Below are 20,756 nucleotides of genomic sequence, written 5' to 3'. Positions count from 1 at the left end.
GCCGTTTTTTACGCGAGTTGGTAAAACTCCCGAATCATTTCCCAGGCCTCCTTCGGGTCGTCGGTGTAGCGAAAGAGGCCCAGATTCTCGGGGGAAATCGTGCCTTCCTCGACCAGGAAATCGAGGTTGATCAGCCGCTTCCAGAATTGCGTGCCGAACAGGATGATGGGCACCGGCTTGGTCTTGCCGGTTTGCACCAGGGTGAGCACTTCAAACAATTCGTCCATGGTTCCAAAACCGCCGGGAAAGGCTACCAAGGCCTTGGCGCGCATCATGAAATGCATCTTGCGCAGCGCAAAATAATGGAACTTGAAACTCAATGAAGGCGTGATGAACCGGTTGCCGCTTTGTTCGTGCGGCAGGGTGATGTTCAGCCCGATGTTGAGTGCGCCTGCGTCATGCGCACCGCGGTTGGCGGCTTCCATGATGCCGGGGCCGCCGCCGGTGCAGATATACAGGCGATTGGCCGGGGACTGGCGGTTGCTGTGTTCGGCCACCATGCGCGCGAACTGGCGGGCCTGGTCGTAGTAGCGGGCGTTGCGCACGGCGCGTTCGGCCCGTGCGATGGTCTCGGCGTCGCCGCTGGCCAGCGCATCGGACAGTTGCTGCTCTGCCTTGTTCGGGGCGACAAACCGGGCACTGCCGTAAACCACCACCGTGCTTTCGATGCCTTGCTCGGCTTGCCCCAGGTCGGGTTTGAGCATTTCGAGCTGGAAGCGGATACCCCGGGTCTCGCGTCGGAATAAAAACTCAGGGTCCGCAAAGGCCATGCGGTTGGAGTCGGCGAGCAGCGGGTTGCCGTTGTTGGCTTGCGAATGCAGTTCTTCCCAGGCGTCGGCCAGGCGGCGTTCGTTCAGTTGTGTGTTGGCTTCCATCAAATTTTCCGAGGGGCGCGGCCATTGCCACGCAGTTTTTTGAAGTGGTTTCAGGCCAGGGCCTGCGTTCCAGTGTAGCCCTGAATTTTTACAGAATATGGCATTTTCTCTTACCTGATAATGCTTTATTGCTATTGTTTGCATAGTGATTTGTCTGCAGTGTAAAAGCCGCCAGAGCCGTGCGGCGCATTGGCAAAACCTGGGCCGTGGCGCGGATGGTGCTTGGCTGGCGCAGGCACCTGGGCCATACTGGTCCTCTATCCGAATGTGGGCGGTATAGCCGCCACAGAGGTCAGCTTGAGAAGCAACGGAGTGCCATGAATACCGCACCACAGCCAGACTGGAACCCACGGGCCGAAGAGGTTCAGCGGGCCCCCATCGCCACCGGCGATCATTTGCGAGAACAGTGCCCAGTGGCCTACAGCGAGTTGTTGGGGTGGTCGCTGTTCCGCCACGAAGACGTCAAGCGCGTATTGCACGACCATGTGCGCTTTAGCAGCGTGGTGTCGCGCCATGTCGCCGTGCCCAATGGTATGGACCCGCCCGAGCACACGGCGTACCGCAGCGCCATCGAGCCGTACTTTTCTGTACGCCGCGTCGATGCGTTCGAGCCCCTTTGCCGGGCCATTGCGGCCCAATTGGTGCAGGATTTGGCGCGGGGCGAGAGGGTGGAGTTGATGTCTGCCTGGGCGCTGCCTTTTGCCGTGCAGGTGCAGTGTGCCTTTCTGGGCTGGCCGGCAAGCCTGCATGCCCCGCTGGCGCAATGGACGCGCCAGAACCACCAGGCGACTCTCGCGCAGGACCGCAGCGCGCTGACGGCACTGGCGCTGCAGTTCGAAACCATGGTGGACGATGTTCTGCAGCAGCGGCGCCTGGACGGTGTGGCGCCGGGGCATGATGTCACTGCATCGCTCATGCACGAAAGCGTGCAGGGCCGCACGCTCACCGTGGCGGAAATTGCCAGCATCCTGCGCAACTGGACGGTGGGAGAGATCGGCACCCTCGCCGCCGCCGTGGGCATTCTCGCGGGCTGGCTGGCCGAGCATCCCGACATACAGGCCCAGTTGCGCACGGACCCGGCACTCCAGCCCGAGGCCATTGATGAAATCCTGCGGCTCCATGGCCCGCTGGCCACCAACCGTCGCACCACGACCTGCCCGGTGGTGCTGGGTGGTCGGCGGATTGAAGAAGCGGAGCGGGTAACGGTGCACTGGGCTGCAGCCAACCGCGATGCGCGCGTTTTCGAGGCGCCGGAGACCTTTCGCTGGGGCCGCAACCCCGCCGACAACCTGCTCTATGGTGCAGGCATCCACGTGTGTCCGGGTGCGCCGTTGGCGCGCATGGAACTGCGTGTGGCCTTGCGGGCGCTGCTCGACGCCACGCAGGATTGGGCGTGTGTGGCAGACCAGCCCTTCACCGTGGCGCAGTACCCTGCCAGCGGTTATGCCACGGTGCCGCTGCGCATGCGCTGGGCGTAAGAATCACCCGCGGCCGGGCAATAACAGGGCGGCAGACTGCAGACCGAGCACGGTCATCAGCAAAGAACCACACAGGTGCAGCGCCACCGTGCCCAGGGCCAGCAGGTAGCGCTGTTGTTGCAACATGGCCACCACTTCGGCCGAGAAGCTGGAAAAGGTGGTCAGCGCGCCCAGAAAACCCGTGATGAGGGCCAGCCGCCAGACCGGGTCGATCTGCGGCAGGGCCTGGAAAACAGCGACACACAACCCAATCAGGTAGCCCCCGATCAGGTTGGCAGCGAGCGTGCCCCAGGGCAGCACGCTGCCGGGGCTGAGCCACAGGCCCAGGCGCCAGCGGGCCAGTGCACCCAGGCTGGCACCGAAGCAGATGGACAGGACATTCAACATGCTGCCATTGTCATCGCAAGCGCGCCCGCATCAGTTCGCCGACATCTGCTGCGGCAGCCAGGTGACGATAGCCGGGAAGAGGTAAATCAACATGACCGCCGCGCACATCAGCAGGAACATGGGCAGGGTGACCCGGGCAATCCAGGTCAGTTCTCGCCCCGTCATGCCCTGCAGCACAAACAGGTTGAAGCCCACGGGCGGCGTGATCTGCGCCATCTCGACCACCAGTACCACAAAGATGCCAAACCAGATCGGATCGATCCCGGCGGCTTGCACCGTGGGCATGAGGACCCCCATGGTCAGCACCACCATGGAGATGCCGTCCAGGAACGAGCCCAGCACAATGAAGAACAGGGACAGCGCCAGGATGAGTTGCGCCTGGCTCAAACCCAGCGATGCAATCCATTCGGCCAGGTGGCGCGGCAGGGCGATGTAGCCCATCGATAGCGTTAGAAAGGCTGCGCCCGACAGGATCAGCGCGATCATGCAATACAGCCGCGTGGCGCCCATGAGGGCATCGCGAAAACTCACCCAATTCAGTGAGCCCTGCAGTGCCGACAACACCAGTGCACCGACCACGCCCACGGCGGCGGCCTCGGTAGCGGTGGCGATGCCGGTATAGATGGAGCCCAGTACCGCTGCGATCAGCAATACCACCGGTATGAGGGCGCGTGAGGCGGCCAGCTTTTGCCGCAGTGGGAGTTGCTCGGTGGCCTGCGGAATCGCTCCGGGGTGGCGCAGCGCCCACAGCATGATGTATCCCGAGAACAGCCCCGCCAGGAGCAGGCCGGGCAGCACCCCGGCCACGAACAGTCGGGAGATCGAGACGTCGGCCATGACCCCGTAAACGATCATGATGATGGACGGCGGTATCAAAAGTCCCAGTGTGCTGGCCCCTGCCAGGGTTCCGATCACCATGTGCTCGGGGTAGCCGCGCCGGGTCAGTTCGGGCAGCGTCATCTTGCCGATGGTGGCGCAGGTGGCGGCGCTGGAGCCAGACACCGCTGCAAAAATGGTGCAGCCCACCACGTTGGTGTGCAGCAGGCGTCCGGGCAGGCCTTGCACCCAGGGCGCCAGGCCCTTGAACATGTCTTGCGAGAGCCGGGTGCGGAACAGGATTTCACCCATCCAGATGAACAGGGGCAGGGCGGTCAGCGTCCAGCTCGATGCCGATCCCCAGATGGTCACGGCCATGGCATCGCCCGCCGGGCGTGACGAAAAAAGCTGCATGCCGATCCACGCCACACCCGAGAGCGTGAGCCCGATCCACACGCCGCTGCCCAGAATCAGGAACAGCGAAAGCACCAGCAGGCCGGTGATGGCAAGGTCACTCATTGCGCAGGGCCTCTTCGGGGTTGTGTGGCGTGCGGCAGCCCCGCAGTTCCAGCACCAGCTCGTCGATGAAGGCGATGGCCAGCACGGCTGTGCCTATGGCCATGCCCAGTTGCGGAATCCACAATGGCGTGGCGTCGCTGCCCGTGGAAATGTCGTTAAAAACATGGGACTGCCACGCCAGCCGAGCGCTGTAGAAGGCAAACAGCAGGGTCAGAAAACTGGCTGCGCCCAAGGCCCATATCTCCAGCGCCTTGCGCCCGCCGCCGCGCAGGGCGTTGAGCAAAAGCGTGACGCGGATATGTTCGCCCCGCTTGAGCGTGTGCGCCAGCGCCAGGAACCCGGCGCCCGCCATCAGATAGCCGGCGTAGGCGTCGGTACCGGGTACGTGAAAGTGCAGTTGTCGGCTGGCAATCGACAACAGCACCATCCCCAGCAGCGCAACCATGAAAAGCGCCGCCAGGGCGGCGGCGCCGTTGTACAGGGCGTCTAGCAGACGGCGCATCGGCAGGCCGTGTGCTTACTTGCGGTAAGCGTCCACCAGGGCCTTGCCTTCGGGGCCGGCCTTTTCCTGCCATTCCTTGAGCATGGTCTCGCCCACCTTGGCCAGGTCGGCCTTGAGCTGGGGCGAGGGCGGCAGCACCTGCATGCCATTGGCCTTGAGCTTGGCCAGCGTATCGGCGTTGACCTTTTCGGCAGCGACCCAGCCGCGTGCTTCCGCGTCCATGCCGGCCTTGAGCAGGGCCTCTTGCGATCCCTTGTTCAGGCCATCGAACGCCTTGCGGTTCACGATGACGACATTCTTGGGCAGCCAGGCCTGCAGGTCGTAGTAGTACTTGAGGTGCTCGTACAGCTTGCTGTCCACGCCGGTGGCGCCCGAGGTCATGGTCGATTCGACCACGCCCGTGGCAAGCGCCTGCGAGAACTCAGCCGCCTGCACAGTGACAGGCTGTGCACCCACCAGTTCGGCGATACGCGCCGTGGCCGGGCTGTAGGCGCGCCACTTGATGCCCTTGAGGTCGGCCGCCGACTCGATAGGCTTCTTGGTATACAGGCCCTGGGGTGGCCATGGCACGGCGTACAACAACAGCATGCCTTGCTCAGCCAGCTTCTTCTCCAGCAGCGGCTTTTGGGCCTGGTAGAGCTTCTTTGACTCGGCAAAGCTGGTGGCCAGGAAGGGCAGGCCATCGGCGCCGAAAAGCGGCCATTCGTTCTGGAAGTTGGCGAGCAGGATCTCACCCATCTGCGCTTGCCCGCCCTGCACCGCGCGCTTGATCTCGGGTGCCTTGAACAGCGAGGCATTGGCGTGCAGCGTAATCTTGAATACACCGCCGGTGGTCTTGTCCATGTCAGCGACCAGCTGGGCCATGTTTTCCGTGTGGAAGTTGCCGGCGGGGTAGGCCGCGGCCAAGTCCCACTTGGTCTGGGCCATGGCAGGGGCGACAGACAGGCCGCAGGCCAGGGCCAGGCCAAGAGCTGTGGCGGTGAAGTTTCTACGCTGCATGGAAGGACTCCGCAAGGTGGTTGAACGAGGTAAAGAGGCTCTGGCACTGTAGCGGAAGGTGGCCGCGTCCACCTAGGTGTTTGTACTAAACGTTGACAAATTGTCGGCAAATTATTGTCTTGGTGCCTACAATCCAGACGGCCTTGCCGGCCTTTTTCGGCTGGGCCATCTTCGGAGCCCATCCCCATGAAACCTGCTTCCACAGCAAAGCCAGAGCATGCCCCCATTGTCTCGTCGGCGCACCTGGTGTCGGCGCACAGCGCCGAGATGAGCGAGTTCGAGTTCGGGCTCATCGTGGCGGGCAATGCGTTTCACCGCTGGGTGGTGCATTGCATGGCTGCTGCGGGTCTGAAGGAGCTGACACCGCTCGATGTGCTGGTGCTGCACCATGTCACGCACCGCGCCCGCAACAAGCGCCTGGCGGACATCTGTTTCATCATGAACGTGGAGGACACGCACCTGGTGAACTATGCGCTCAAGAAGCTGCAGGGCCTGGGCGTGGTGGCTTCGCAGAAAAATGGCAAAGAAGTGACCTATGCCGCCACCGAAGAAGGCCGCGCCCATGTGCAGCGTTACCGCGAAATCCGCGAGAGCTGCCTGATCGACGCCCTGAACGCCGACGACGCGCTCAACCGCGATATTGGCGAGCTGGCGCGCCTGCTGCGCGTGCTCTCGGGCATGTACGACCAGGCGGCGCGTGCGGCGGCATCACTCTGATAATTAAAGTAAAAATAGCTTCTAGCGCTTAATGGGTAAGCGCTAGAAGCTATAAAATATATAGCATACAATGACCATCTCACAGGTTTTGCAACCCACCCGCTGGCAGTTCTGGATCGACCGGGGCGGCACCTTCACCGACGTGGTGGGCAAGCGGCCCGACGGCCAGCTCGTCACGCACAAGCTGCTGTCGGACAATCCCGAGCAGTACCGCGACGCGGCGGTCGCTGGTATCCGCCACCTGCTGGGGCTGGCGCCCGGGGCGCCGGTCACGCCCGACCTAGTCGAGTGCGTGAAGATGGGCACCACCGTGGCCACCAATGCCTTGCTCGAACGCAAGGGCGAGCCCACGTTGCTGGTGACCACGCAGGGCTTTCGTGATGCGCTGCGCATCGCCTACCAGAACCGCCCGCGCATTTTCGACCGCCATATCGTGCTGCCCGAGCTGCTCTACAGCCGCGTCATCGAGGCGCAGGAGCGCATTGGCGCGCATGGCGATGTGATCGAACCCATCGACGAGGAGCACCTCAAGGAGCGTCTATGGGCCGCGTTTGATGCGGGCTTGCGCAGCGTGGCCATTGTCTTCATGCACGGCTACCGCTATACGCAGCACGAGCAGGTGGCTGCCCGCCTGGCGCGCCAGGCGGGATTCACGCAGATCAGCACCTCGCACGAGACCAGCCCGATGATGAAGTTCGTGGGCCGGGGTGACACGACCGTGGTGGACGCCTATCTCTCGCCCATCCTGCGCCGCTATGTCGAGCAGGTGGCGGGCGAGATGCCGGGCGTCAAGCTGTTCTTCATGCAGTCTTCGGGCGGCTTGACCGACGCCCAGGTGTTCCAGGGCAAGGACGCCATCCTGTCCGGCCCGGCCGGCGGCATCGTGGGCATGGCGCGCACCGCAGAGCTGGCAGGCCATGGGCGCGTGATTGGTTTCGACATGGGCGGCACATCGACCGACGTCAGCCACTATGCCGGCACGTTCGAGCGCGAGTTCGAGACCCAGGTGGCTGGCGTGCGCATGCGCGCGCCCATGATGAGCATCCACACGGTGGCGGCGGGTGGCGGTTCGCTGCTGGGTTTTGACGGGGCGCGCTTTCGCGTGGGCCCTGAGAGTGCGGGTGCCAACCCGGGCCCCGCCAGCTACCGGCGCGGCGGTCCGTTGGCCGTGACCGACGCCAACGTGATGGTGGGCAAGCTCCAGCCGGCGCATTTTCCGCGTGTTTTTGGGCATGCGGCCAACGAGCCGCTCGACAGCGATGTGGTCGCGCAGCAGTTTGGCGTCCTGGCGCAGCAAACGGGCCGCAAGCCCGAGGACGTGGCCCACGGTTTCATCGAGATCGCCGTGCAGCAGATGGCCAACGCCATCAAGAAGATTTCGGTGGCGCGCGGCTACGACGTCACGCGCTACACGCTGCAGTGCTTTGGCGGTGCCGGTGGCCAGCATGCCTGCCTGGTGGCCGACGCGCTGGGGATGCAGCAGGTGCTGGTGCACCCGCTGGCGGGGGTGCTGTCAGCCTATGGCATGGGCTTGGCAGACCAGAACGCCATCCGCGAGCAGGCGGTGGAGAGCCCGCTCACCGAGGCAGCGTTGCCCGCCGTGCAGGCCGCGCTGGATGCACTGGCCGCCGCCGCCCGCGCCGACCTGGTACGCCAGCAGGCCAGCGGCGGCGCAGTGACGGTGCTTCGCCGTGTGCATGTGCGCTACGAAGGCTCGGACGCCGCCCTGGTGGTCGGTTGCCCTGGCGACCTGTGCGCCCCTGCCGCCCAAGGCGTGGTGGACCTGGTGGCCGGGTTTGAGGCGGCCTACCGGCAGCGCTATGCTTTTTTGATGCAGGGCAAGGACTTGGTGGTGGAAGCTGTATCGGTGGAGGCGGTGGTGGCGGGGGATGCCCCTGACGAGCCGCGCCATGCGCTGAACCCGGTGCGCGAAGTGCCGCACCGGGGCATTGTGCGCATCTACAGCGCAGGGGTCGACGGGCGGGCCGCCTGGCACGATGCAGCCTTGGTCGCGCGCGAAGAAATGCGTCCGGGCGATGTGCTGCCCGGTCCCGCCATCATTGCCGAAAAGAACGCCACGACCATCGTCGAACCCGGATGGGAGGCGCAGCTGACCGCGCTCGACCACTTGCTGCTCGAACGCCGCGTGCCACGCCCGGTGCGCCATGCGGTGGGCACCACGGTCGATCCGGTGCTGCTCGAGGTGTTCAACAACCTGTTCATGAACATTGCCGAGCAGATGGGCCTGCAACTGCAGAACACGGCCTATTCGGTCAACATTAAGGAGCGGCTCGATTTTTCGTGCGCGCTGTTCGACGCCGAAGGCCATCTCATCGCCAACGCGCCGCACATGCCGGTGCATCTGGGGAGCATGGGCGAGAGCATCAAGACCGTGATCCTCGACAATGCGGGCCGCATGCAGCCGGGCGACGTATACGTGCTCAACGACCCCTACCACGGCGGCACGCACCTGCCCGACATCACCGTCATCACGCCGGTGTATGTGCAAGGCACGGCACAGCCCACCTTCTATGTGGGCAGCCGGGGGCACCACGCCGATGTGGGGGGCACCACACCGGGGTCGATGCCGCCGTTCTCTACGCGCATCGAAGAAGAGGGAGTGCAGATCCATAACTTCAAGCTGGTCGATGCGGGGGTGCTGCGGGAGGCGGAAATTTTGGCGTTGCTGGGTTCGGGTGAATATCCTTCGCGCAACCCGCAGCAGAATCTGGCCGACCTGAAGGCCCAGATCGCCGCCAACGAAAAAGGCGTGCAGGAACTGCGCCGCATGGTGCAGCAGTTTGGCCTGGAGGTGGTGCGCGCCTACATGGGCCATGTGCAGGACAACGCCGAAGAGTCGGTGCGCCGGGCCATCACGCGCCTGGCAGCGCGGCTGAAGGACGGGCGCTTCACGCTGCCGCTGGACAACGGCGCACAGATCCAGGTGGCGGTGCACATCAACGCGCAGCAGCGCAGCGCCGTGGTGGATTTCACGGGCACTTCGCCCCAGCAGCAGAACAACTTCAACGCACCCACAGCCGTGTGCATGGCTGCCGTGCTGTACGTTTTCCGCTGCCTGGTGGATGACGACATCCCTCTCAATGCCGGTTGCCTCAAGCCCATTGAGGTCATCATTCCGCCCGGCTCCATGCTCAACCCCAACCCACCGGCCTCGGTGGTGGCGGGCAATGTGGAAACCTCTACCTGCATCACCAATGCGCTGTTCGGGGCCCTGGGGGTGATGGCGGGCAGCCAGCCCACCATGAACAACTTCACCTTTGGCAACGCGCAGTACCAGTACTACGAAACCATTTCTGGCGGCAGTGGTGCGGGCGGGGTGTTTGACGACAGTGGTGCGCTGGTCGGTGGTTTCAGCGGCACCAGCGTGGTGCAGACGCACATGACCAACTCGCGCCTGACCGACCCCGAGGTGCTGGAGTTCCGTTTCCCGGTGCGGCTCGAGAGCTACGCCATCCGCCAGGGTTCGGGCGGCGCGGGGCGCTGGCAGGGGGGCAATGGCGGGGTGCGGCGTGTGCGCTTTCTGGAGCCGATGACGGCCAGCATCCTCTCGAATGGCCGTGTGCATGGCGCTTTCGGCATGGCCGGAGGGCAGGCTGGGCTACCGGGCATGAACCGTGTAGTGCGGGCCCAGGGCAGGGTGGAGAAGATCGCCCACCTGGGCCAGGCCGATATGCAGCCGGGGGATATTTTTGAAATCCATACGCCGGGTGGCGGTGGGTTTGGTGAGGCCTGATTTTTTAGGCGTGACGATCATGCCTTGTCCATTTCTGGAGTGATGGATTGGGGCCGCCTTCTTTTGCCTTGTTTTCTTGGCGAGACAAGAAAAGAAGGTGCCCCGCCGGGGGCACATCTCGGCCTCCACACTTGGTGCAAGCACTACATCCCGCACCCACAGCGGGCCGCCGCCTGCACTGTGCCGGCCGCAGGTAAGAACGACGTTTACGCCAGTTGTTCGAGGGGGAGAAAAATAAGCAAAACTGGCTTCAAGCGCTTACTGGATAAGCGCAAGCAGCTCTCGTTTCAGGAGTGATCTATCTGTGGTTCAACAGTTTGGGGAATCGTCTGGCTCACGCTGGCCGGTACGTTCTGTCCTGAGCGGCGGGCGCGGAACAGCGCGGCGCGCATCAGGAAAATATTGGTGACGGGTACCGTGATGGCCACGAACACGGCGATCAGCAGCGGATAGGCGGCAAAACCGTGGCCTTGCAGCGAGAAGAACAGCACCGACGCATGCATGATGCTCCAGCACCCCATGGTGGCGATCATGGCGGGCGCGTGCACCCGTTCGTAATAGTCTTTCAGGCGCAGCAGGCCCATCGAACCGATCAGCGCAATGACGGCGCCCAGCAGCACCAGGGCGGCAATGGTGATCTCGGCCCACAGGGCCAGGGGTTGATCGGTCATTCAATCACCTCCCCGCGCAACAAGAATTTAGCCATGGCCGTGGAGCCGACGAAGCCAAACAAGGCCACCAGCAGCGCTGCCTCGAAATAGTTGCTGCTGCCATTCACAATGCCCAGCACCAGCATGAGCAGCATGCCGTTGAGGTACATGCAGTCCAGCGCCAGCACGCGGTCTTGCGCGGTAGGCCCCTTGAGCAGGCGCACCAGCGTCAGCAGCATGGCCAGGGCCAGGATGACCAGGGCGAGGGGGAGCGCCCAGGCAAGGATGGGGTTCATTCAAAAATCTCCATCAAGGGCTTTTCATAGCACTGTTGCACATGGGCGATCAGGCTTTGCGGATCACCCACTTCCAGCACATGCAGCAGCAGCACGGAACGGTCCAGAGACAACTCTGCCCAGGATGTACCGGGCGTGATGCAGACGATCATGGCCAGCACGGCCAGGGCATTGGGGTCGCGCAGCTGCAGCGGAATGTGTACAAAACCCGAGGGGTGGCGCCGCAGGGACGGAAACACCAGAAGGCGTGCGGCGCCCAGGTTGGACTCCACCGTGTCCACCATCACCCGCAGCCCCAGACGCAGCACCGCCGTCGGTTTGCGTATACGCACGGGCAGCGGGCGCAGCCCCCGGGTGAGCACGGGCACGGCCAGGGCCAGGACCGTGGCCAGGAGCAGGTGGCCAGCGCTGAGTGAACGGGTGAGCAGCAGCCACAAAAAGAACAGGGCCAGCGACAGCAGCGGCGCAGGCAGCAGACGCTTCATGGGGCCTCCGGGAGTGGTGTGGCCGCGTTGGGCCGGGCGGGGTTGGGAACGGGCATGGCGGACAGCACGGCCTGCACATAGCGCGCGGGCTGGTGTAGCCCCTGGGCAGTGCGGTGGGCATAGTCCATTGCCGGTTGGGCCTGCAGCGTCAGGACTACGCAGCCGCCCAGCAGCAAGGCAATGGGCAGGCCCTCAAGCACACGCAACCGGGGCGCAGAGCGGCCGTAGCTGGCCCAGAAATGGCGAATACCTGTGCGCGTGAGCGTGATGAGTGCCAGCAGGCCGGTACCCACCATCAGGGCCAGCAGGGTCCAGCTCCAGGCGCTGAGAGGGGTATCGGCCGAGGCGCCCAGGCCCAGCGGGTTGAGCAGTGCGGTCAGCATGGCGAACTTGCCCACAAAACCCGACAGCGGCGGCAGGCCGGTGATGACCAGCGTGCACAGCAGGAACGACAGGCCGAGCAAGGCCGTGGCGGCGGGAATCACGCGGCCAATGAGTGCTTCTTCGTCATCGTCGGGCTTCAACCTTTCGGTGGGAACCAGTTCCGGGTTGAGAAACGGGGCATCGTCCCCCTGCTCGTGCGGAGCCTGGTGGGCGCCGTCGTTACGCCAGCGGTCGATCGGGTCGGCCAGCAGGAAAAGTGCGCTGACAGCCAGCGTGGAACTGGGCAGGTAGTACAGCAGCCCGGCGGTCAGCTGGGGCTGCCCAAAACCACCGGCAGCCAGCAGCGTGCCCGATGACAAAATGGCCGCAAACCCCGCCAGGTGGGTCAAGCGCTGGGCCCCCAGCATGCCGATGGCACCAAACGCCATGGTCACCATGCCGCCGCCTACCAGCCACAGGCTGCCATACAGGGCTGAAGGCCCCGCATCTACGCCAAACAGCAGCGTCCACAGGCGCAGCAGGGTGTAGACCCCCACCTTGGTCATCAGCGCGAACAGGGCGCCCACGGGCGCCGTGGCGGCACTGTAGGCGGGCACCAACCAGAAGTTTAGGGGCCAGACGGCGGCTTTGATGAGGAAGGCCGTGGCAAGAATGGCCGCTGCCGAGTGCAGCAGCCCGCGGTCGGCCGCTGCCACCGTGGGAATGCTGCGGGCCAGGTCGGCCATGTTCAGCGTGCCGGTGATGCCGTACAGCATGGACACACCAATCAGGAACAGCGACGAAGCGGCCAGGTTGATGGCGATGTAATGCAGGCCCGCCTTGATCCGCTGGCGACCCGAGCCGTGCAGCAACAGCCCATAGGACGCTGCCAACATGATTTCGAAAAACACAAACAGGTTGAACAGATCGGCCGTGAGGAATGCCCCGGCCAGCCCCATGAGCTGGAACTGGAACAGCGGGTGAAAGTGCACGCCTGCGCGGTGCCAGTGTGTGGCCGCAAAAAGGATGGATGCCAGCGCCACGCTGCTGGTCAGTACCAGCATCATGGCGGACAGGTGGTCGAGCACCAGCACGATCCCGAATGGCGCCGGCCAGTTGCCCGGCAGGTACACCCCCAGGGGAGCGGGTTCACCGCTGTGGTGCACCCATGCCAGCAGCAGCACCGCCACGACCAGCCCCAGCAGTGTGGAGAACAGGTTGACTGTGACTTTCAATCGTTGCTGATCCTCGCGCAGCAGCAGCATCAGTGCGGCGGTGAGCAAGGGCAGCGCAATGGGGGCCAGCAACAGGTGCGGCATGAGCAGCATCGCGAGCGTGTGCAAGGCGGTCATGGCATCTCCTGCACATCACGCGATGCGCTGCCATCCACATGGTCAGTTCCCGCAATGCCGCGCGACGCCAGCAGCACCACAAGGAACAGGGCCGTCATGGCAAAGCCGATGACGATGGCGGTCAACACCAGGGCTTGCGGCAGGGGGTCGGCATAGTGCAGCAGGTCTTGCGGCACGCCGGGCTGCAGTACGGGTTCCTTGTCGATGGCCAGGCCCAGGCGCCCCATGCTGAAGATGAACAGGTTGACGGCATACGACAGCAGCGACAGCCCCATGATGACCTGGAAAGTGCGCGGGCGCAGCAGCAGCCACACGCCCGAACCGGTCAGTACCCCAATGGCCAGGACGAGAACGATTTCCATCAGGAAGCCTCTTGGGGGATGGGTGCCTGGTGCGCGGCCGCTTCTTCGGCCAGGCGGGCGTGGTGGCGGTGGCCGCGCACCGACTGGTGGGCAATGGCCGTCAGAATGAGCAGGGTGGAACCCACCACGAGGGCAAACACGCCCATGTCAAAGAACGTGGCGCTGGCCACATGGATTTCGCCCACGACGGGCAGATGCAGGTGGGCGGTGTGGCTGGTGAGGAAAGGGTAGCCCAAGGTGACCGCGCCCAGGCCGGTAGCCAGCGCGCACAGCAGACCGAAGGCGATCCAGCGGCGCGGGCTGAGCGGTAAGTGGGCTTCAAACCACTGGGTGCCAGAAATGATGTACTGCAGCAGCAGTGCGACGGAGAGCACCAGCCCGGCCACGAAGCCGCCACCGGGTTCGTTGTGTCCACGCACGAACATGTGGGCCGCCACCACCACCGCAAACGGCAGCAGCAGGCGCACCAGCACGGCGGGCACCATGAGGTAGCCGACCGCCGTATCGCTGGCGTGGCGCGGGTTGATCAGGTCAGTCTGCAGGTCGGCGGGCCGGGCACGTTGTTGTGCGGGCAGGTCCATGGCCTCGTGCGCCGGGCGAAAGCGCCGCAGCAGCGCATACACCGTCAGTGCCACGATGCCCAGCACCACGATTTCACCGAAGGTGTCGAATCCGCGGAAATCCACCAGCATCACGTTGACGACGTTGGTGCCGCCCCCTTCGGTCAGTGCGCGCTCCAGGAAGAAGGTGGAGGTGCTTTGCGCAAAGGGGCGGCTCATCATGGCAAAGGCGAGCCAGGCCATGCCGCCGCCTGCCAGAACCGCTAGCGCCATGTCGCGCATGCGGCGCAGCCGGGTGCCGCGCTGCTCTGCACGGGTAGGCACGCGCAGGCTTTCGTCGCGCATGGGCAGCCAGCGCAAACCCAGCAGGATGAGGATGGTGGTCACCAGCTCCACCACGATCTGCGTGAGGGCCAGATCCGGGGCCGAGAACCACAGAAACGTTATGCACGTGGCCAGGCCAGCACCGCCTAGCAGCGTCAGCGCCGCCAGACGGTGGTATTTGGCCTGCCAGGCGGCCGCAATGGCACACACACCGCCCACGACCCAGAGCATTGCGAACGCCGGTGACAGTGGCAGCGGCAAGCGGTCTCCCCGTTGCAGGCCGTGCGTCCACAGGGGCATGAAACCGGCGACCAGGGCCGCCACGACCAGCCAGAGCATCTGCCATTGCAGCCGGTCCGTACCCAGCCAGTGCCGACCCTTGCGGCCGACTTGCGAGAGCAAGGCCAACGCGGCTTCGAACAACCGTTGGCCATCGACATGGTGTGAGAGCCAGGGGAAATCGAGGCGCCCCGCATTGCGCCAGCGGCGCAGCAGGGCATACAGCACAACCCCGCCGATCAGGGCCACCACGCTCATCAGGAAGGGGGTGTTCAGCCCGTGCCAGATCGCCAGGCTGAACACAGGCATGGACCCGCCGACCACAGGGCGTGCTGCGGCATTCAGGAAAAGCCCCACAGACCAGGCGGGCAGCATGCCTACCACCAGGCAGGTCAGCACCAGTAGTTCCACCGGCACGCGCATCCAGTGGGGCGGCTCGTGCGGCTGACGGGGCAGGTCGGTGGCGGGGGGGCCAAAGAACACATCCACGGTAAAGCGCAGCGAATACGCCACGCCAAACATGCCTGCCAGCGTGGCGGCAATGGGCAGGCCGACGCGCACCAGGGGTGCAGCATCGAGAAAAATGGTTTCAGCAAAGAACATTTCCTTGGACAGAAACCCATTGAGCAGCGGCACCCCCGCCATGGCTGCACTGGCCACCATGGCCAGCGTGGCAGTGATCGGCATCATGCTGCGCAGGCCCGACAGGCGCCGGATGTCCCGGGTGCCGGTTTCATGGTCCATGATGCCCGCCGCCATGAACAGCGAAGCCTTGAAGGTGGCGTGGTTCATGATGTGAAAAACGGCGGCCACGGCGGCCAGCGGGCTGTTCAGACCAAGCAGCAGGGTGATGAGCCCCAGGTGCGAAATGGTGGAATAAGCCAGCAGCCCCTTGAGATCGCTCTGGAACATGGCCAGGAAGCCACCCAACAGCAAGGTGCACACACCGGCCCCACCGACGAGCCAGAACCACTGTTCCGTGCCTCCCAGCACGGGCCAAAAGCGCGCCAGTAAAAAGACGCCTGCCTTGACCATGGTGGCCGAATGCAGGTAGGCGGAGACTGGTGTGGGCGCCGCCATGGCATGGGGCAGCCAGAAATGGAAAGGAAATTGTGCGCTCTTGGTCAGGGCGCCCAGCAGCACCAGCACGAGGGCTGTGAAATACAGCGGGTGCGCGCGCACTTGCAGACCGGCTGCCAGCACCTGGTCCAGGTCGTAGCTGCCCACGATGTGGCCGATGACCAGCATGCCCGCCAGCATGCACAGTCCGCCCGTGCCGGTGACAGTGAGCGCCATGCGCGCGCCGCGCCGTGCATCCTTGCGGTGGTGCCAGTAACCGATCAGCAGGAACGAGAACAGGCTGGTCAGCTCCCAGAAGAAGGCCAACTGGATGATGTTGCCCGAAAGCACCACCCCCACCATGGAGCCCATGAAGGCCAGCAGGAAGGAGAAAAAACGAGGTACCGGGTCTGACGGCGACATGTAGTAGCGTGCGTACAGCACCACCAGCGCGCCGATGCCCAGGATCAGCATGCAGAACATCCAGGCAAAACCGTCCATGCGCACCACAAAGTTCAGGCCCAGTGTGGGCAGCCATGCAATCTCTTCACGCAGCACGCTACCGTCGGCAATAGCGGGAAAACACAGTGCCGTTTGCACAGCACAGAAAAGAGCTATCAGACCCGCGAGGGTCGATTCCGCATTGCGCGCATTGGCGGGCATGACGGCCGCTAACAGGCTGCCGATGAAGGGCAGGAGCACGAGATACATCAGGGGCATGCGCGGAGGATCCTCAGGGTGGCCGTGGAATGCTGCTGACAGTGGTACAGGGGAGGAGGCCGACGAAAAAGCGGCCCCAAGCGACGCCAGACCGCGGGAATATTAGCGGCCTGTTGCAGGTTTGATTCTACGGGGCGCGTCTGGCGCTGGCGTCCCGTGCTTTCGGATGCCCTTGCAAAACCAGCGTCAGCGGGTGTCTTGCGCCGGTGCCGTGCCGCCCGGCTCAAAGGCGTGGCCGCCGACAGTCAGTCCAGCGGCGGACAATCTTGCGGCGCTGCCTTTGCCCACGCCGTTCACGCGCCTGATCAGATCAGCCCAGTCCTGGAAGGGGGTTTTCTGCCGTTCATGGAGGATTTTTTCGGTGGTGGCCGGGCCCAGGCCCTTGATGCTATCGAGCTCGGCCTCGGTGGCCTGGTTCACATCGATGGCGGCGCAGGAGAGAGCCATGCCGAACAGGGCTGCAAAGACCAAGGCTTGCTTGTGCATGGGGGTGCTCCGGTGAAGAATCCTTGCGGGTCTATCGTTGCGCGTTACTCACAACTCTTCCACGCGCCGTGCCGGGTAGCTGTCCCAGGTCTGGCAGCCAGGGCATTGCCAGAAATGCTGGCGCGCCTCGAAGCCGCAGGCCGCGCAGCGGTAGCGCATGAGGGGTTGCGCAGCATGGTCGAGGGCGCGCTGTACCAGCGTGTGGTGTTGCTCGTGCTCCAGCCGTTCTTGGGCCATCCATTTGGCTGCAGCCACCAGGGACGGTTCGGTCTCCAGGTGCCGCAGGTACCACTGGCGGCCCTGTGTCGCCTGTGATTCGGTCGGGGAGGTCAATGCGACGATGGCATCGAGCACATCCAGGGACGGCGCTGCCACGTAGTGCCGCTGCAGCACTTCTAGCGCCTGCGCTGTTTTTCCACTGGCCTGTGCGGTCTTGACCAGCAGGGTGGCCGCCAAGGGCAAGGCGGCGGGGGCCTCGGTTGCCAGGGCTTTGAGTGTTGCGATGGCGATGTCCGGCTGGCCCTGGGCCTGTGCCAGTCGGGCCAGTTCGATGCGTGGGCGAGGGGCTTCCGGCGCAATGGCGCGGGCCTTGTCCAGTAGCGCGCTCGCCTTGTCGATGTCGCCGTGTGCCACATGCTCCAGGGCTTGCTCGCACAGGTAGTGGGCCTGCCGTGTGCTGAAGTTGCCCTGGCCTGCGGCCTGCATCTGGCTGGCAATGGTGGCTGCACGGTGCCAGTCCCGCGAACGTTCGTAAATGGCGAGCAGCGCCAACCGCGCCTGCTCTTCGAAGGGCGTGCCTTCCAGGCGTGCCAGGGCGTCTTCGGCACGGTCCAGCAGCCCCGCTTTCAGGAAATCAAGCGCCAGGGCGTGCTGGGCGCGTTCGCGGTCCCGGGGGCCGAGGTCGCCGCGCGAGAGCAGGTGCTCGTGCACGCGCACGGCACGGTCGTATTCGCCACGGCGCCTGAAGAGGTTGCCCAGCGCGAAGTGCAGTTCCGAGGTATCGGGGTCGTTCTGCACGGCCTCGATGAAGACATCGATCGCTTTGTCTTGCTGTTCGTTGAGCAGGAAGTTCAAGCCCTTGAAATACGCCTTCGGGACGTTGCGGTTTTCAGCGCGCAACTGGCGCAGGTCCAGGCGCGATGCACCCCATCCCAGCACAAAGGCCAGCGGCAAACCCAGCAGCAGCCAGACGAGATCAAATTCCATGGGGCGGCTGGCTATCAACGTCCGGCGAAGGCGCGGCTGCTGCGGGTGCTGCAGTGGGTGCCGGCTTGGGCGTATGGCGGGCTGCTACGCGGTGCTTCCACCAGCGCGGCACCATGCCAAGCACGCCGGTCACCAACCCGGCTGCAAAAGCGGTCAGCACGACCAGCACCAGCGGCGCACGCCACTGGGTGCCAAAGAAGAAATGCACGGTGGCATCCTGCTGGTTGTTCAGCGCGAAAGCGAACAGGGTAAAAAAAAGGGCTGCCTTGAGCAGCCACAGGAGGTATTTCATGTGTCTCCCCGGTGGTGACGCCATTCTAAGAGGCGCAGTGTGCTGGGCCGGGTGGATGGAGAAAATTGAAAAAAATGGCCAAGCCGCAGATAGGTAAAGCGCTGCAAGCTATTGATTAAATAGCGCCAATCAACCCGTGCCTTCCAGCTCTGCGGTGCGTTTGTCTACGGCTTCGCGCAAGGCCTTGCCTGGCTTGAAATGGGGTACGCGCTTGGCGGGAATAGCCACGGCCTCGCCGCTGCGGGGATTGCGCCCCATGCGTGGGGGGCGGTGGTTGATGGAGAAGCTGCCAAAGCCGCGCACCTCAATGCGGTGCCCGCGTACCAGGGCTTCGCCGACAGCGTCGAGCAATGTCTTGACGGCGAATTCGGCATCGCGGTGCGTGAGCTGGCTAAAGCGGGCGGCAAGCTCTTCAACGAGATCGGATCGTGTCATAACAAAATGTTTCAATAAAAAAACCGGGTGGGCGCATTGTGCACCCACCCGGCCTTGCTTCAAACCGTTACGGGTTTTTTACTTCTCGGAATTGTCCAGTTTGGCACGCAACAGGGCGCCCAGGCTGGTCGTGCCAGCGCTTTCGCGGCTCGACTGCTGGCTCAGGTTGGCCATGGCACCTTGCTCGTCGATCATGTCCTTTTGCTTGATGGACAGCTGGATGTTGCGGGTCTTGCGATCCACGTTGACCACCACGGCCGTGACTTCGTCGCCTTCCTTGAGCACGTTGCGGGCGTCTTCCACGCGGTCGCGGGAGATTTCCGAAGCACGCAGGTAGCCGATGATGTCGTCACCGAGGTCGATTTCAGCGCCGCGGGCGTCCACGGTCTTGACCTTTCCGGTCACCGTCTGGCCCTTGTCGTTCACGGTCACGAAGGTCGTGAACGGATCGCCGTCGAGCTGCTTGATGCCCAGGGAGATGCGCTCGCGGTCCACGTCCACGGCCAGCACGATGGCTTCGACTTCCTGGCCCTTCTTGTAGTTGCGCACGGCGGCCTCGCCGGTTTCGTTCCAGGAGAGGTCAGACAGGTGCACCAGGCCGTCGATACCGGCAGCCAGGCCCACGAACACGCCGAAGTCGGTGATCGACTTGATGGGGCCCTTGACGCGGTCGCCACGCTTGGTGTCCTGTGCGAACTCTTGCCAGGGGTTGGCCTTGCACTGCTTCATGCCCAGGCTGATGCGGCGCTTGTCTTCGTCGATCTCGAGGACCATGACTTCGACTTCGTCGCCCAGGGTGACGAGCTTGGAAGGAGCGATGTTCTTGTTCGTCCAGTCCATCTCGGAGACGTGCACCAGGCCTTCGATGCCGGGCTCGAGTTCGACGAACGCGCCGTAGTCGGCAATGTTCGTGATCTTGCCGAACAGGCGGGTGCTTTGTGGGTAGCGGCGCGAAACACCCATCCATGGGTCGTCGCCCATTTGCTTGAGACCCAGCGAGACACGGTTCTTTTCGGTGTCGAACTTGAGGATCTTGGCCATGATTTCCTGGCCGGCGGTGACCACCTCAGAGGGGTGGCGCACACGGCGCCACGCCATGTCGGTGATGTGCAGCAGGCCGTCGATGCCGCCCAGGTCCACAAAGGCACCGTATTCGGTGATGTTCTTGACCACGCCTTGAACGATGGAGCCTTCTTTCAGGGTTTCCATCAGCTTGGCGCGCTCTTCGCCCATGGAGGCTTCCACCACGGCGCGGCGGCTCAGCACCACGTTGTTGCGTTTGCGGTCGAGCTTGATGACCTTGAATTCCATGGTCTTGTTTTCGTACGGCGTCAGATCCTTGATCGGACGGGTATCGATCAGCGAGCCGGGCAGGAAGGCGCGGATGCCGTTGACCAGAACGGTCAGACCGCCCTTGACCTTGCCGCTGGTGGTGCCGGTGACGAATTCGCCGGACTCCAGGGCCTTTTCCAGGCTCATCCACGAAGCGAGGCGCTTGGCGGTGTCGCGCGACAGGATGGTGTCGCCGTAGCCGTTTTCGATCGAGCCGATGGCGACCGAAACGAAGTCGCCTACCTGGACTTCAACTTCGCCCTTGTCGTTCTTGAACTCTTCCAGCGGCACGTAGGCTTCAGACTTGAGGCCGGCGTTGACCACGACGAAGCTGTGTTCCACGCGCACGACTTCGGCGGTGATGACTTCGCCTGGGCGCATTTCGGTGCGTTGCAGGGATTCTTCAAAAAGGGCGGCAAAAGATTCAGACATGTATTTCCTTGCCACGAACAGGTTTACGGCAACACGATTGCTGCGGTTTCAAAGACTGCGCGTGGCGGCTGGTGGT

At 63.9% G+C, this 20,756-nt stretch carries 19 protein-coding genes; 3 read left to right on the top strand and 16 right to left on the bottom strand.

The genetic code is table 11. The annotated features are described in order from the left end of the window. Window positions 1–8 precede the first annotated feature (8 nt). A complete protein-coding gene (locus C8D04_RS07315; RefSeq protein WP_116004258.1) occupies window positions 9–875 on the bottom strand; it encodes a TIGR00730 family Rossman fold protein in 867 nt (288 codons plus the stop codon). A 317-nt stretch (window positions 876–1,192) separates the two neighbouring features. Here C8D04_RS07315 and C8D04_RS07310 point away from each other — a divergent pair, with 317 nt between their 5' ends. Further along, entirely contained in the window at window positions 1,193–2,353 is a 1,161-nt protein-coding gene (locus C8D04_RS07310; RefSeq protein WP_116004257.1) for a cytochrome P450, read from the top strand. 3 nt (window positions 2,354–2,356) lie between these two features. Here C8D04_RS07310 and crcB read toward each other — a convergent pair whose 3' ends face one another. Genes crcB through C8D04_RS07290 form a run of 4 tightly spaced genes read right to left on the bottom strand, consistent with a single transcriptional unit; the run spans window position 2,357 to window position 5,576 of the window. Further along, window positions 2,357–2,740 (bottom strand): fluoride efflux transporter CrcB, encoded by a 384-nt coding sequence (gene crcB, locus C8D04_RS07305; protein ID WP_116004256.1) that lies wholly within the window; start codon window positions 2,738–2,740, stop codon window positions 2,357–2,359. A 30-nt stretch (window positions 2,741–2,770) separates the two neighbouring features. Then, window positions 2,771–4,075 (bottom strand): TRAP transporter large permease subunit, encoded by a 1,305-nt coding sequence (locus C8D04_RS07300; protein WP_116004255.1) that lies wholly within the window; start codon window positions 4,073–4,075, stop codon window positions 2,771–2,773. Then, the gene (locus C8D04_RS07295) at window positions 4,068–4,577 is read right to left on the bottom strand and encodes a TRAP transporter small permease subunit (protein ID WP_116004254.1); all 510 of its coding nucleotides are present in this window, start codon (window positions 4,575–4,577) and stop codon (window positions 4,068–4,070) included. Before C8D04_RS07295 ends, C8D04_RS07300 begins: the two co-directional genes overlap by 8 nt. A 15-nt stretch (window positions 4,578–4,592) precedes the next feature. Continuing rightward, complete coding sequence (locus tag C8D04_RS07290) at window positions 4,593–5,576, bottom strand: TRAP transporter substrate-binding protein (RefSeq protein WP_116004253.1); 984 nt, start codon at window positions 5,574–5,576, stop codon at window positions 4,593–4,595. 186 nt (window positions 5,577–5,762) lie between these two features. Here C8D04_RS07290 and C8D04_RS07285 point away from each other — a divergent pair, with 186 nt between their 5' ends. Beyond that, entirely contained in the window at window positions 5,763–6,293 is a 531-nt protein-coding gene (locus C8D04_RS07285) for a winged helix DNA-binding protein (RefSeq protein WP_116004252.1), read from the top strand. Between the two features lie 70 nt (window positions 6,294–6,363). Then, window positions 6,364–10,047 (top strand): hydantoinase B/oxoprolinase family protein, encoded by a 3,684-nt coding sequence (locus C8D04_RS07280; protein ID WP_116004251.1) that lies wholly within the window; start codon window positions 6,364–6,366, stop codon window positions 10,045–10,047. Window positions 10,048–10,334: 287 nt separating this feature from the next. Here the strand turns inward: C8D04_RS07280 and mnhG are convergent, their stop codons facing one another. The 11 genes from mnhG to rpsA form a co-directional block, all read right to left on the bottom strand. Then, entirely contained in the window at window positions 10,335–10,718 is a 384-nt protein-coding gene (mnhG, locus tag C8D04_RS07275) for a monovalent cation/H(+) antiporter subunit G (protein ID WP_116004250.1), read from the bottom strand. Beyond that, window positions 10,715–10,993: a K+/H+ antiporter subunit F gene (locus C8D04_RS07270; RefSeq protein WP_116004249.1), complete on the bottom strand. Its 279-nt coding sequence runs from the start codon at window positions 10,991–10,993 to the stop codon at window positions 10,715–10,717. Before C8D04_RS07270 ends, mnhG begins: the two co-directional genes overlap by 4 nt. Beyond that, window positions 10,990–11,478: a Na+/H+ antiporter subunit E gene (locus C8D04_RS07265; protein WP_116004248.1), complete on the bottom strand. Its 489-nt coding sequence runs from the start codon at window positions 11,476–11,478 to the stop codon at window positions 10,990–10,992. The genes C8D04_RS07270 and C8D04_RS07265 overlap by 4 nt, the downstream gene beginning before the upstream one ends. Beyond that, window positions 11,475–13,193, bottom strand: coding sequence for a monovalent cation/H+ antiporter subunit D (locus tag C8D04_RS07260; protein ID WP_233521133.1), 1,719 nt, complete (start codon window positions 13,191–13,193; stop codon window positions 11,475–11,477). The genes C8D04_RS07265 and C8D04_RS07260 overlap by 4 nt, the downstream gene beginning before the upstream one ends. Then, window positions 13,190–13,555: a Na+/H+ antiporter subunit C gene (locus tag C8D04_RS07255; protein ID WP_116004247.1), complete on the bottom strand. Its 366-nt coding sequence runs from the start codon at window positions 13,553–13,555 to the stop codon at window positions 13,190–13,192. Before C8D04_RS07255 ends, C8D04_RS07260 begins: the two co-directional genes overlap by 4 nt. Next, complete coding sequence (locus C8D04_RS07250; RefSeq protein WP_116004246.1) at window positions 13,555–16,497, bottom strand: monovalent cation/H+ antiporter subunit A; 2,943 nt, start codon at window positions 16,495–16,497, stop codon at window positions 13,555–13,557. Before C8D04_RS07250 ends, C8D04_RS07255 begins: the two co-directional genes overlap by 1 nt. 186 nt (window positions 16,498–16,683) lie before the next feature. After that, entirely contained in the window at window positions 16,684–16,983 is a 300-nt protein-coding gene (locus C8D04_RS07245) for a helix-hairpin-helix domain-containing protein (protein ID WP_116004245.1), read from the bottom strand. Between the two features lie 48 nt (window positions 16,984–17,031). After that, window positions 17,032–18,189, bottom strand: a complete 1,158-nt coding sequence (gene lapB / locus C8D04_RS07240; RefSeq protein WP_116004244.1) for a lipopolysaccharide assembly protein LapB — start codon at window positions 18,187–18,189, stop codon at window positions 17,032–17,034. Next, complete coding sequence (locus C8D04_RS07235) at window positions 18,179–18,481, bottom strand: LapA family protein (protein WP_116004243.1); 303 nt, start codon at window positions 18,479–18,481, stop codon at window positions 18,179–18,181. Before C8D04_RS07235 ends, lapB begins: the two co-directional genes overlap by 11 nt. 129 nt (window positions 18,482–18,610) lie before the next feature. After that, window positions 18,611–18,916, bottom strand: coding sequence for an integration host factor subunit beta (locus C8D04_RS07230; RefSeq protein ID WP_116004242.1), 306 nt, complete (start codon window positions 18,914–18,916; stop codon window positions 18,611–18,613). A gap of 78 nt (window positions 18,917–18,994) precedes the next feature. Beyond that, on the bottom strand, window positions 18,995–20,680 hold the full coding sequence (gene rpsA, locus C8D04_RS07225) for a 30S ribosomal protein S1 (RefSeq protein ID WP_116004241.1): 1,686 nt from the start codon (window positions 20,678–20,680) through the stop codon (window positions 18,995–18,997). Window positions 20,681–20,756: the final 76 nt, after the last annotated feature.

Origin of the sequence: Simplicispira sp. 125 (assembly GCF_003096555.1) — a bacterium.
In the GTDB taxonomy this organism is placed as follows: domain Bacteria; phylum Pseudomonadota; class Gammaproteobacteria; order Burkholderiales; family Burkholderiaceae_C; genus Simplicispira.
The sequence above is the reverse complement of the archived record's forward strand: the minus strand, read 5'-3'. Positions and strand labels throughout refer to the sequence as shown.